Source organism: Amycolatopsis palatopharyngis (genome assembly GCF_003385185.1).
In the GTDB taxonomy this organism is placed as follows: domain Bacteria; phylum Actinomycetota; class Actinomycetes; order Mycobacteriales; family Pseudonocardiaceae; genus Amycolatopsis; species Amycolatopsis palatopharyngis.
The window spans coordinates 167,236-180,414 of record NZ_PQHZ01000004.1; the positions used below are offsets into that span (position 1 = coordinate 167,236).

10 protein-coding genes are annotated in these 13,179 nt (G+C 70.1%); 6 read left to right on the forward strand and 4 right to left on the reverse strand.

Annotation, left to right across the window (positions count from 1 at the left end):
* Positions 1–177: 177 nt before the first annotated feature.
* Entirely contained in the window at positions 178–2,106 is a 1,929-nt protein-coding gene (gene dxs, locus D0C15_RS04465) for a 1-deoxy-D-xylulose-5-phosphate synthase (RefSeq protein WP_116041122.1), read from the forward strand.
* Position 2,107: 1 nt separating this feature from the next.
* On the forward strand, positions 2,108–3,025 hold the full coding sequence (gene mmuM, locus D0C15_RS04470) for a homocysteine S-methyltransferase (protein WP_116041045.1): 918 nt from the start codon (positions 2,108–2,110) through the stop codon (positions 3,023–3,025).
* Here the strand turns inward: mmuM and D0C15_RS34625 are convergent.
* The 4 genes from D0C15_RS34625 to D0C15_RS04490 form a co-directional block, all read right to left on the reverse strand.
* Positions 3,006–4,424 (reverse strand): aminobutyraldehyde dehydrogenase, encoded by a 1,419-nt coding sequence (locus D0C15_RS34625; protein WP_211323083.1) that lies wholly within the window; start codon positions 4,422–4,424, stop codon positions 3,006–3,008. The genes mmuM and D0C15_RS34625 overlap by 20 nt on opposite strands.
* The gene (locus tag D0C15_RS34630) at positions 4,421–6,073 is read right to left on the reverse strand and encodes a thiamine pyrophosphate-binding protein (protein WP_211323091.1); all 1,653 of its coding nucleotides are present in this window, start codon (positions 6,071–6,073) and stop codon (positions 4,421–4,423) included. The genes D0C15_RS34625 and D0C15_RS34630 overlap by 4 nt, the downstream gene beginning before the upstream one ends.
* Positions 6,074–6,084: 11 nt before the next feature.
* Positions 6,085–7,056, reverse strand: a complete 972-nt coding sequence (speB, locus tag D0C15_RS04485; RefSeq protein ID WP_116041047.1) for an agmatinase — start codon at positions 7,054–7,056, stop codon at positions 6,085–6,087.
* Positions 7,057–7,154: 98 nt separating this feature from the next.
* Positions 7,155–8,627, reverse strand: coding sequence for a sodium:solute symporter family protein (locus tag D0C15_RS04490; protein ID WP_116041048.1), 1,473 nt, complete (start codon positions 8,625–8,627; stop codon positions 7,155–7,157).
* A 106-nt stretch (positions 8,628–8,733) separates the two neighbouring features.
* Between D0C15_RS04490 and D0C15_RS04495 the strand changes: the two genes are divergently transcribed.
* The 4 genes from D0C15_RS04495 to D0C15_RS04510 all read left to right on the forward strand — a co-directional run bounded on the left by D0C15_RS04495 (position 8,734) and on the right by D0C15_RS04510 (position 13,173).
* A complete protein-coding gene (locus tag D0C15_RS04495) occupies positions 8,734–10,245 on the forward strand; it encodes a PucR family transcriptional regulator (RefSeq protein WP_116041049.1) in 1,512 nt (503 codons plus the stop codon).
* Between the two features lie 171 nt (positions 10,246–10,416).
* A complete protein-coding gene (locus D0C15_RS04500; protein WP_162829896.1) occupies positions 10,417–11,091 on the forward strand; it encodes a response regulator transcription factor in 675 nt (224 codons plus the stop codon).
* 52 nt (positions 11,092–11,143) lie between these two features.
* Positions 11,144–12,289 (forward strand): sensor histidine kinase, encoded by a 1,146-nt coding sequence (locus tag D0C15_RS04505; RefSeq protein WP_116041050.1) that lies wholly within the window; start codon positions 11,144–11,146, stop codon positions 12,287–12,289.
* A gap of 59 nt (positions 12,290–12,348) precedes the next feature.
* Positions 12,349–13,173, forward strand: coding sequence for an aldo/keto reductase (locus D0C15_RS04510; protein ID WP_116041051.1), 825 nt, complete (start codon positions 12,349–12,351; stop codon positions 13,171–13,173).
* Positions 13,174–13,179: the final 6 nt, after the last annotated feature.

The window sequence follows — 13,179 nt, forward strand, 5'->3', positions numbered from 1 at the left end:
AACCGCCGTCACGATCTGTGATGCCGAAGCGTATCCGAGAGTGGTCGCCGCGTCAGATCGGCGAGTTCACGTGTGAGTGGTCGCATCCGGCACCAGATGACCGCGATGTCCTTGTCCGTAGACTGGGCGGAGCATTCCCGGATCGGGATGACGGGCGGCGAACAGGCGAGGTGGAGCGTGACGTTGCTGGAGTCCGTACACGGACCGGCTGATCTGAAGCGGATGGACCACGACGAACTGGGGGTTCTCGCCGAGGAGATCAGGGCGTTCCTGGTCGAGAAGGTGTGCAAGAACGGTGGCCACCTCGGCCCCAACCTCGGTGTCGTCGAGCTGACGATGGCTCTGCACCGTGTGTTCGACTCACCGGCCGACGCGATCCTCTACGACGTCGGGCACCAGTCGTATGTGCACAAGATCGTCACCGGGCGCCACGGCGAGTTCGACAGCCTGCGTAAGCGAGACGGCGTCGCCGGATATCCGGCTCGTGCCGAAAGTGAGCACGACCTCGTCGAGAACAGCCATGCCTCCACGGCGCTGTCTTATGCCGACGGGCTGGCCAAGGCGTTCCAGCTCGCGGGCGGCGACAGGTACGCCGTCGCCGTGGTCGGCGACGGCGCGCTGACCGGCGGTATGTGCTGGGAGGCGCTGAACAACATCGCCGCCGATCCCCACCGGCCGGTCATCATCGTCGTCAACGACAACGGCCGCTCCTACTCGCCGACCATCGGGGGCCTGGCCGATCACCTCGCCGCGCTGCGGCTGCGGCCCGGCTACGAGCGCATGCTCGACGGCGGCAGGGAGTTGCTGCAGCAGACGCCCGTCGTGGGCAGACCGCTGTACGCCGCGCTGCACGCGGCCAAGGCCGGGATCAAGGACGCGCTCAGCCCGCAGATGATGTTCTCCGACCTCGGGCTCAAGTATCTCGGTCCGGTGGACGGACACGACCTGCCCGCGCTGGAGAAGGCGCTGCACAGCGCCCGTTCCTTCGGCGGGCCGGTGATCGTGCACGCGGTGACCGAGAAGGGGCATGGTTACCCGCCCGCGGTCAACCACGAGGCCGACCAGATGCACCAGACCGACCCCATCGACCCGGAGACCGGCCTGCCACCGGTGAAGGGAACCAGCTGGACATCGGTGTTCGGCGCCGAACTCGCCCGCATCGGCGAGGAGCGCGAGGACGTCGTGGCCATCACCGCCGCGATGCTGCGTTCGACCGGGCTGGAGAAGTTCGCCGGTGCCTTCCCCGACCGCTGGTTCGACGTCGGCATCGCCGAACAACACGCCGTCACCTCCGCGGCCGGGCTCGCCATGGGCGGTCTGCACCCGGTGGTCGCGATCTACTCGACATTCCTCAACCGCGCTTTCGACCAGGTACTCATGGACGTCGCGCTGCACCGCCAGCCGGTGACCCTGGTGCTGGACCGGGCGGGGATCACCGGGCCCGACGGCCCCAGTCACCACGGTATTTGGGATCTCTCGCTGCTCGGCATGGTCCCGGGCATCCAGGTCGCCGCCCCGCGTGACGCCGAAACGCTGCGGGAGGAGCTGCGGGAGGCGGTGGCCATCGGCGACGGGCCGAGTGTCCTGCGGTTCTCCAAGGGCGGTGTGGTCGAGTCGATCCCGGCCCAGCAGCGGATCGGCGGGGTCGACGTGCTCCGCGAACCCGGTGCGGGGACCAGCTCGGACGTGCTGCTGGTCGCCGTCGTCGCGTTCGCGCGGCTCGGCCTCGCCGCCGCCGACCGGCTGGCCGACCAGGGCATCGGCGTGACCGTGGTCGACCCGCGCTGGGTGGTCCCGGTACCGCAGGAGCTGGTGCGGCTGGCCCAGGAACACCGCATGGTGGTCACCGTTGAGGACAGCGGCAGGCACGGCGGCTTCGGCTCCGCGCTCGCCGCGGTGCTGCGCGACGCCGACTGCGACACGCCGCTGCGCGATCTCGCGGTACCGCAGCGGTTCCACGCCCATGGTTCCCGTGACGAGGTACTGGCCGACGTCGGCCTCACCGCTCAGGACGTCGCCCGCAAGGTGACCGGGTGGGCCGCCACCCGGATCGGTCAGCCCGCGCGCTCCGGCGTGGAGTCCGAGACACCCTCCGCGCGGGACTGACGTGCCCGACACGTTCGAGCAGGCCCTCGCGGCACCCGGGGCGCCGCTCGTACTCGACGGCGGTCTCGCCACGGAACTCGAAGCCCGCGGCAACGACCTCTCCGGGACGCTGTGGTCCGCCCGCTTGCTGCGCGACGCACCGGAGGAGGTCGTCGCGGCCCATGCAGCCTTCTTCACCGCGGGCGCGGATATCGCCATCACCGCCAGTTACCAGGCCAGCTTCTCCGGCTTCGCCGCGGCGGGAATCGGTCACGACGAGACCGTGTCACTGCTGCGCCGCAGTGTGGAGGTGGCGCGGCAGGCGCGCGATCAGTTGCCGGGCGACGGGCGGCCGCGCTGGATCGCGGCCTCGGTCGGCCCGTACGGTGCCGCGCTCGCCGACGGCTCGGAGTACCGGGGCCGATACGGCCTTGGGGCGGCGGAACTCGCCGACTTCCACCGGGCCCGGCTGGAGGTGCTGGCCGATTCGGGCGCCGACCTCCTCGCCCTGGAAACCGTGCCGGACCAGGACGAGGCCGTCGCGCTGCTGTCGGCCCTCGACGGCCTCGGCGTTCCGGTGTGGCTGTCCTACACCGTCGAGGGTGGCCGGACCAGGGCGGGGCAACCGCTGGAGGAGGCCTTCGCGGTCGCGGCGGAGCACGAGGACGTGGTGGCCGTAGGGGTCAACTGTTGTGCACCCGCTGAGGTTCTGCCCGCCGCCGAGGTGGCGCGCCGAGTCACCGGCAAGCCGGTGATCGCCTACCCGAACAGCGGGGAGACCTGGGATGCCGCCGGGCGGCGCTGGACCGGCCACAGCGAGTTCGATGTGGACTTGCGCGACTGGATCGCGGCGGGCGTCCAGATCGCCGGCGGGTGCTGCCGTGTCGGTCCGGCACAGATCTCCGCGATCGCCGCCCGGCTCAGCGAGTGCTGCTCATGACGTGTTTGACCCTGGTGTACTCGGCGAACGAGTAGGCCGAGAGATCCTTTCCGTGCCCGGAATGGCCGAAGCCACCGTGGGGCATTTCCGCGACCAGCGGTCCGTGGGTGTTCAGCCAGACACAACCGAAGTCCAGCTCGGCGCAGACACGCAATGCCCGGCCGTGGTCCCTGGTCCAGACAGAGGCCGCGAGGCCGTAGGGCACCCCGTTCGCCAGTTCGACGGCCTGCTGCTCACTGTCGAACCGCTGCACGGTGAGCACCGGGCCGAAGATCTCCTCCTGGACGATCCGGTCCTGCTGCGCCAGCCCGGAGATCACCGTGGGGCCGAAGAAGAATCCCCGCTCCGCCGTCACCTTCCCGCCGGTGTGGATCCGTGCCCGTCCCGGCAGATCGCCCACCAGTCCGGCGACCCGGTCGAGCTGGGCCGCGCTGTTCAGCGGTCCGAAGTCCGCGCCGGTGTCCTCCGGCGGACCGGTGCGCATGGCCGCCGCGGCCTCGGTCAGTGCGGTGACGAGCTGGTCGTGGACGGACTCGTGGACCAGTACCCGGCTCGCGGCCGTGCAGTCCTGGCCCGCGTTGTAGCAGGCGGCTTCCACGATCGCGGCGGCCGTGGCCGCCACGTCGACGTCGTCGAACACCACCAGCGGCGCGTTGCCGCCCAGTTCGAGATGTGTCCGGGTGAGGTCGGCCGCCGCGACCGTGGCCACGTCGATTCCGGCCCTGGTCGATCCGGTGATGGACACCAGGTCGGTCTCCGGATGTGCCACCATCGCCCGCCCCGTGTCGCGATCGCCGCACACCAGGTTGACCACGCCCGACGGTAGGAACTCCGCCGCCGCCCGCACCAACAGCGACGCGCTGGACGGGGTGGTCTCGGCCGGCTTGAGCACCACGGTGTTGCCCGCGGCCAATGCCGGCGCGATCTTCCACACGGCCATCATCAGCGGGTAGTTCCACGGGGCGATCTGCGCGCACACCCCGACCGGCTCCCTGCGGATCATCGAAGTGTGACCGGGGAGGTACTCGGCGGCCGCGGTGCCCTCGAGCATGCGGGCGGCACCCGCGAAGAAGCGCAGGGCGCTGACGCTCTCCGGGATCTCCTCGTCCAGCACCACCGCGCGAGGCTTACCGGTCTCGCGGACCTCGGCCTCCGCGAACTCCCGTGCGTCACGTTCCAGCGCGTCGGCCAGCTTCAGCAGCGCCAGTTGCCGCTGGGCAGGGGTGCTACGCCGCCACTGGCCGAACGCGGCTCGCGCGGCCCGCAGTGCGGCGTCCACATCGGACTCACGGGACAGCGCACTCTGTCCGCCGAGATCGCCGGTGCTCGGGTTCACCAGGTCGAGGGTGCCCCCTTGGCCGAGTTTCTCCTCGCCCGCGATGAAGTTGGTGACGGTCACGTGTCCTCCAGATGAGTCGGTTCGAACATCCGCGGCACTGCGGGCAGTACCACCACGCTCGGGCCGGGTGCCCGCAGCGCCGCGCCGAGGTCCGCGCGCAGAGAGTCCACAGAGGACACAGTGGCCGGGATGCCGAACGCGCTCGCGAGTGCCGCGAAGTCCGGCCGGGCGAGTTCGGTGGCATGGGTGTGGCCGAACGTGCCGGTCAGGTATTCGCGGAGGATTCCGTAACCGCCGTCGTCGACGACGAGCCAGGTCACATCCAGACCGTGCTGCGCGGCCGTTGCCAGTTCGGCTATTCCGTACATCGCCCCGCCGTCGCCCGAGACCGCGAGCACCGGCCCTTCGGTCGCCGCCGCGGCGCCCAGTGCTGCGGGCAGGCCGTAGCCGAGCCCGCCGGCTCCCTGGGCGGTATGGATCGGGGCGTTGTCCGGGTTCCAGGCGGACCAGGCCCAATAGCCGAGGATGGTCATGTCCCAGAAACTCGGCGTCCCCGGTGGCAGCGCCGACCGAATGTCGGCGAGCAGGCGCTGCTCGGTGTCCAGGTGCTGCGCCCCGATCCGTTCCCGGATCCGGTCGAGCAGCCCGGCCACCGCCGCTTCCGCGCGCCCGTCCGGCCGGCGGCGGGGGACCGCCGCGACGATCGCGTCCAGTGCGAGCCCGATGTCCGCGTGGATGCCGACCGCCGCATGGTTGGACTCCAGCACACCGGAGTCGGCGTCGATCTGGATCAGCCGTCCGCGCGGGGTGAAGCGGTGGTAGTTGCTGGTCAGCTCGCCGAGACCGGAACCAAGGACGAGCAGTACATCCGCGTCGGACAGGAACTCGGTGCTGTGCCAGTCCTCCAGCCAGGACTGCCCGGACAACGGGTGCTCCCAGCCGAACGCACCCTTGCCGCCGAAGGTCGACAGCACCGGGGCGCGCAACGCCTCCGCGAGCTCCCGCAGCTGGTTCCGTGCGCCCGCCCGGACCACACCTCCACCCGCGAGGATCACGGGGTTGCGCGCGCCCGCGAGCAGCCTGGCCGACTCGGCGACGAGGTCCGGCAGCGGCGCGGGGGTGGTCACGGCGACCTCGGCCGAAGTGATCGGGGGCAGGGTCGCCTGTGCGAGCAGCACGTCCTGCGGAATCTCCACCCACACCGGGCCGAAGGGCGCGCTCGCCGCACTCGCCCATGCCTGGCGCAGCACCGCCGGGATCTGGCTGGCGGTGCGCGCGACGTGCACGGACTTGACCACGCCCGCGAAGCTCGCCTGCTGGTCAGGCAACTCGTGCAGGTAGCCGTGCCTGCCGCCGCCGAGGCCCGCCTCGGGTACCTGGCTGGATATCCCAAGCACGGGTACTGACGACGCGCGTGCCTCCTGCAGCGACGCGAGGGTGAGCAGGGCTCCAGGGCCGGTGGAGACGATCATCGGCGTCACCGGAACCGGCCCGTGCGGATCGGCGTCGAGCCGGGCACGGGCATGGCCGTCGGCGGCGAACGCCAGGTTGTTCTCCACGCGGGCGCCGATCAGCCGGAGATCCGGTGCGCGTCGCAACGCCTCGAACAGGCCGAGCGCATGTTGTCCCGGGAGGCCGAACACGGTGTCCGCGCCGAGTGCGCGCAGCGTCTCGACCACCAGATCTCCACCGATCCGGGGCGTGCGCATCTCCCCGGTGCTCACCGCTGGCCGCCCGGCTCACTCGCGTGGCGCAGCGCGAGCAGGCTCACCAGGTCGTAGGCGACGTGGGCGGCGGCGATGGCGGTGATCTCCGCGTGGTCGTAGGCGGGGGCCACCTCGACGACGTCCGCGCCGATCAGGTTGCACCCGGCCAGCCCGCGCAGGATCTCCAGCAGTTCCCTGCTGGTCATGCCCCCTGCCTCGGGGGTGCCGGTGCCGGGGGCGTGTGCGGGATCGAGGACGTCGATGTCGACGGAGATGTACAGCGGCCGGTCGCCGATCCGCTGCCGCAACGCGTCGACGGTCTCGGCCACTCCACGGCGCAGCACGTCGCCGGAGGTGACGATGCCGAAGCCGAGCCGCTTGTCCTCGTCCAGATCGCCGCGTCCGTACAGCGGCCCCCTTGTGCCGACGTGGGACAGCGCGCTGGTGTCCAGGATGCCTTCCTCCACCGCTCGCCGGAACGGGGTGCCGTGGGTGTAGCGCTCACCGAAATAGGTGTCCCACGTATCCAGGTGTGCGTCGAAATGCAGCAGTGCCACCGGTCCATGCCGGTCGGCGGCCGCACGCAGCAGTGGCAGCGCGATGGTGTGGTCGCCGCCGAGCGTGACCAGGCGTGTGCCGCCTGCGGTGAGGTTCGTCGCCTCGTGCTGGAGCGTCTCGATCGCGGCGCCGATGTCGAACGGATTGACCGGGATGTCACCGGCGTCGGCGACCTGCGCTGTGGCGAATGGTGAAACGTCCAGACCCGGGTGGTACGGCCGCAGCAGCCTGCTGCCCTCCCGGACGGCGTTCGCGCCGAAGCGTGCGCCCGGCCGGTAGGACACGCCGGTGTCGAACGGGACACCCGCGACCACGACGTCCGCGTGACCGACCTGATCGGTCCTCGGCAGCCGGGCGAAGGTGGCCGGCCCGGCGAACCGGGGGACCACCGAGGCGTCCGCCGGTCCGATCGGGGGTTGTGCGGTCAACTCGTCCTCCTGATGGTGCTCGTAGCTGTGTATGTATTCGAACTGTGAACTCGCAGTCCGAGGTCTCCCAGACGCCCTCGGGCTGGTGGGTACTCGGCTCAGACGGGAGTGGACTCATCGCGCCTGGCTTCGCGTGCCTCGTCCTGCTCGCCGGTGCCGCCGCGCAACCGTGCGTTCCACACGCTCAGGACGTCGGCACTGGTGCGCGGGGTCAGCAGGCTCACCACGACGTAGGCGAGCAGGCTCGCCCCGAGGCCGTAGTAGATGGGCTCGTTGGCCAGCAGGCCATTGGTGAGCATCGAGACGATCACCACGACCGACCCGGTGACCATCGAGGCGAGGGCCCCGGCGCGGGTGCCACGCGGCCACATGAGCGCACCGAGGATGGCGACCAGTAGCCCGCCGACGAGGAGGTTGTACGCCACCGTGAGCGCGGCGACCACGTCGGTGACCACCATCGCGATCGCGATCGCCACCACGCCGAGGACGAACGTCGTCCACCGGTTCGTGGCCAGTCCGGAGTCCTTTTCGCCCTGTGCCGAGTTCCGGCGGAAGCGGGAAAGGATGTCCATGCTGCTCACCGTGGAGCACGCGATGAGCGCGCCGCTCGCGGTGGACATGAGCGCGGACAACGCCGCGGCGAGCACGAGGCCGCGGAGGCCGGTCGGCAGCAAATCGGCCACGATCGTCGCGAACGCGTCGTCGGCGTCCGCAAGATTCGGGTAGAGCGCCTTGGCGGCCGCGCCGATCAGCGCCCCCGCGATGGCGTAGACGACGCAGTACACACCGGAGGCGATACCGCCGATCGTGGCGACCTTCGGTGAGCGTGCGGTGAAGACCCGCTGCCAGATGTCCTGTCCGATCAGCAGACCGAAGCCGTAGATCAGGACATAGGTGAGGATCGTGCCCCCGCCGATGCTGTCGAACTCGAAGTAGCTCGGGTCGAGTTTCTCCGCCATGCCGTCGAGGCCGCCCGCCGCGGTGAGCGCGATCGGGAACAGCAGGAACAGGAAGCCGATCGTGGTGATCACGAACTGGGCGATGTCGGTCAGGGTGATCGACCACATGCCCCCGAGTACCGAGTAGAGCACCACGATGGCGCCGCCGATCACGATCCCGGCCATGCTGGGAAGGTCGAACAGGACGTTGAAGATCGTGGCGAACGCCAGCGTCGAGGTCACGGTCAGCATGAGGGTGTAGCCCCACATCACGACACCGGAGATCGCGCTGGTCGAACCGCCGTAGCGCAGGTCGAGCATTTCGGAGACGGTGTAGAGCCGCAGGCGCACGAGCCTGCGCGCGAATATGGCGTGCAGGACCAGGATGCCCAGTCCGATCGTGAGCACCAGCCAGGCTCCGGAGATGCCGTGGGTATAGCCGAGGCCGACGCCACCGATGGTGGACGCGCCCCCGAGCACGATGGCCGACATGGTGCCCGAGTACATGAACCCACCAAGTCGCCTGCCCGCGACCAGGTAGTCACTGCGTGTCTTCGCCAGTCGCAGGCTGTACCAGCCGATCCCGATCATCCCGGCGATGTAGAGCCCGATCACCGCGTAGTCACCGATCACGGTGTCCTCCTCGAATCCGCCTGATGTGATGGCCGCAACCGTAGGGCGGGGAGACAGCCAACGGGCTTGGATGTTCCATCCAGAATTCACGTACTATTTGGCCGATATGACTAGAAATTGGTCCATTGACGAACCTGGTGTGGCGGTTCCGCTACGAACCGTCATCCACCATCCTGGGCTGTCGGTGGATCTCGTGCCCGGTACGGCTCGCCAGGACGATCTGGACAAACCCGTGCGCTGGGCGCATGTCAGCGAGCTGCGCGAACCAGCGCCTTACCTGGTCGGGCAGGAGTTGCTGCTGACGGCGGGGGTGAACGTCCCGGAGGAGCCTGCCGACGTCGACCGGTATGTCCTTGGCCTGCAGTCGGCCGGGATCACCGCTCTGGGGTTCGGGCTCACCCCGCCGATGCACTCCGAGCTGCCGCCCGCGCTGGGCGAGGCGTGCGTGCGCCATCGGCTGCCGTTGCTGGTGGTCGGGGTCCGGACCCCGTTCCTGGCGATCAGCCAGGCGGTGTCGGTCGCCCTGACCGAGGTGATCCAGCGGGAGCAGCGCACCATCAGCGCGGCACGGGAGGCGCTGACGACCGCGGCCGCCGACGGGGTGTCCGAACTGGCCACCGAGCTCGCGCGCAGGCTGGGAGGCTTTGTGTGCCTGGTCGGGCCCGCAGGGGAGCAGGTCGTCGAGCGCGGTGCTCCACACCCCCTCGGCTCCCGGATCATCGAACTGGTCGACCGGGTGCGGGCCGGGCAGGGAATTCGCAGCGCCACCACCGAGGTCGACGGCAAGGTGATCGTCGCCCAGCCGGTCTACCCGCAGGCCACCGCGTCACAGGTGTTGGTGGTCGGCCGGGCCGAACGGCTGGGCAGGGCCGAACGCGCGATCGTGGCCGTGGGAGCCGCCCTGCTCGGTCTCGCTGTGCGTTCGGGTTCCGACACCGCCGCGGCCGGCGCCGCCGCGACGAGCCTCCTGCTCGACTCGGCCGCCCCGGCGGAAGCGCTCGCCGAGGTGCTCGGGACGGGGCCGTACCACCTGGTCGTGGGTGTGCACGATGGTGCGGGCCCGGATCGGGCCGCGGCAGGACAGGACTGGTTGTCCACGCGACTGGGCACCGTACTGGTCCGCACGGGGCCCGGCCCGCGGTTCACCGCTCTGGTGGCCGCGCCACCGGGTGCGCACGTGCTCGCGGAACTGCACAGCAGGGGCTGGGTCACGGCGGTGGGTGCGCCCCGTTCCGGTGATCGGCTCGCGGGTGCGGTGGGCGAGGCCGAAGGACTCCTGCGCAGGGCGCGGGCACTGGGCAGACCGATCGGTCCTGGGGAGCAGCGCGATCTCGGACTGGCCGCGCTGGTGGGCTCGCGGGAGGCCGAGGCGTTCGCCGATCGTGTGCTGGGCCCCCTGCGTGAGCTGGACGAGGCCAAGGGCGGGGAACTGGCCGAAACGCTGGGTACCTGGCTCGCTCAGCACGGCGGATGGGATCGCACGGCCGCGGCGCTCGGCGTGCACCGCAACAGTGTGCGGCACCGGATCCGGCAGGTGGAGCGTGCGCTCGGCGTGGACCTCGGCGATCCGGAGATCCGCATGCAGCTCTGGTTCGCACTGCGCTGGCGATCCGGCTAGCGCCCACCCAGCTAGCGCCCACCCAGGTATCGCACTTTCCCGGGAAAGCGCGCAGGGGCAAACCCGCGACCTGCGACGAGAGTTCAAGCGCGTCGCACTTTCCCGGGAAAGTGCGATGGTGCGCGGCGCGGTTTCTCAGGTGCTCTCAGGAACGTATGGCACGGTGATGACGTGCGGATTCTGGTAGTAGAGGACGAGGAACCCCTGGCCGAGGCGATCGCGCGCGGCCTTCGCCGTGAGGGGATGGCCGTCGACGTCGCGTTCAACGGTGACGACGGGCACGAGAAGGCGACGGTCACCCGGTACGACGTGGTGCTGCTCGATCGCGACCTGCCCGGGATGTCCGGGGATGAGTTGTGCAAGGAGATCGTCGAATCTGGCGAGCTGACCAGGGTACTGATGCTCACCGCCAGCGGCGCCGTGGCCGACCGGGTCGAGGGACTGTCCCTCGGTGCCGACGACTACCTGGCCAAGCCGTTCGCCTTCCCCGAGCTGGTGGCCCGGGTGCGCGCGCTCGGGCGCAGGGCGACCCCAGCGGCGCCGCCGCTGCTCACCGCGGCGGACGTCGAGCTCGATCCGGCCAGACGGATGGTCCGGCGGGCGAGCGGGCCGGTCGAGCTCACCCGTAAGGAGTTCGGTGTGCTGGAGGTGCTGCTCGCCGCCGGCGGTTCCGTGGTCAGCAGCGAGGAACTGCTCGAGCGGGTGTGGGACGAGAACGCCGACCCGTTCACCACCACCGTGCGCGTGACGGTGATGACGCTGCGCAAGAAGCTCGGTGAGCCCGGCATCATCGAGACCGTCGTGGGCTCCGGATACCGTGTCCCCGGTGCCGGCACGACGGGCTGAACGCATCCTCCCCGCCGGTCATGACCATGCGGTGTTGCGGTGAGATGAGCGGATGAACGTGCTGGGCCGAGGAGTGCCCTTCCGCAGCCTGCGGGCCCGGATCACGCTGCTGGCAACGCTGCTGGCCGCGGGGGTGAGTCTGATCCTGCTCTGGCTGGCCTGGCGACTGGTCGGCGACGCGGTGGCCGCGGTACCGCAGATGCCGCCTGGTACGACGGTCCGGGTCGACGGAGTCGATGTCGACGCCTCCGCGCTCGCCGGGCACCTGCGGGATCAGGCACGACAACGAGTGCTCGTGGTTGGTGCGGTGGCCTTCTGCTGCGTCGTCGCCGCGGCCGGTGTCCTCGCGTGGACGCTCACCTCCCGCGTTCTGCTCCCGCTGCGAGAGATCACCACCACCGCCCGACGGCTGTCGGTGGAGTCGATGGGGGAGCGCATCGGCGGACTGCGGAGCAGGGACGAACTTGCCGAGCTGGCGACGACGTTCGACGAAATGCTGGACCGGCTGCAGGCCGCTTTCGAGGCTCAGCGCCATTTCGTGGCCAACGCGAGCCACGAGCTGCGCACGCCGCTCGCGGTGATCCGCACCGAACTCGAGGTCACCCTCGCCGACGAGGAGGCCGACGCGGCCGAGCTGCGGCGGATGGGAGAGGTGGTGCGCGACGCGACCCACCGTGCCGAGCAGCTGGTGGGCTCGCTGCTGCTGCTCGCCCGTACCGACGGAGCCGGTGTCGTGACGAACGAACCCGTCGACCTGGCGGCCGTGGTGGGCAGCGCTTGGCGCGCGGTCGAGGGTGAGGCAGGGCAGCGGCGGTTGCGGGCGGAGTTCCACACGGGCCCCGCGGTGGTCACCGGTGACCCCGCGCTCCTCGAGCGGGTCGCGGGCAACTTGCTGGAGAACGCCGTGCGGCACAACGTCGACGGCGGCTGGATCGAGGTGCGCACCCAGGCTGGACAGGGATGGTCCGTGCTACGGGTGCGTTCCTCCGGTGGGCTGATCGATCCGGTCACCGTGGCCGAGCTGTTCGAGCCGTTCCGCAGGTCCGGTACAGCCAGGACGGCCCGCTCCGGAGCGGGGCTCGGTCTGTCGATCGTGCGCGCGGCCGTACTGGCTCACGACGGCACTGTGACCGCGGAACCCGTCGTGGGCGGCGGACTTACCGTGACAGTGCACCTTCCCGCTACCATCGCGCGTTGAACCGCGCGACGTCACCCGGCCGGTTCGCCTACGGATCGGTACCGGGTTACGGTGCCGCCATGGTTCCCACAGTCTCGCTCAATGACGACGTATCGATGCCGCGGCTGGGTTTCGGGGTCTACAAGATCCCGGACAACGAAACCGCCGAGGTGGTGCGGACCGCGATCGAAGCCGGGTACCGCAGTATCGACACCGCCAAGCTGTACGCCAACGAGCGCGGGGTCGGCATGGCGGTGCGGGATTCCGGGCTGGCCCGCGAGGACCTCTTCGTCACGACGAAGCTGTGGAACACCGATCACGGCTACGACGCCGCCATGCGTGCTTTCGACACGAGCCTGGATGAACTCGGCCTCGACTACGTGGACCTCTACCTGATCCACTGGCCGCTGCCAGGTCAGGATCGCTACGTCGAGACCTGGCGTGCGTTGCAGAAGATCCAGGCCGACGGCAGGGCGCGCGCGATCGGGGTGTCGAACTTCCAGATCCCGCACCTGCAGCGGCTGATGGACGAGACCGGGGTGACCCCTTCGGTCAACCAGGTGGAGGCGCATCCGCGGATGCAACAGGCGGACCTGCGGGCCTTCCACGAGCGCAACGGCATCGCCACCGAGGCATGGAGCCCGCTGGCCCGCGGCGGCGACCTCTTCCGCGACGAGGTCGTGCGGACGGTGGCGCACAAGCACGGAAAGACGCCCGCGCAGGTGGTGTTGCGCTGGCACATCGAGATGGGTCATGTGGCGATTCCCAAGTCCGCCACCCCGGAACGTATCGCCGAGAACATCGACATCTTCGACTTCGAACTCGACAGCCAGGACATCTCCGGGTTCGCGACCCTGGAACGGGCCGAGCGGATCGGTCCGGACCCGGACACACTCGGCGCGTAGCGCGTC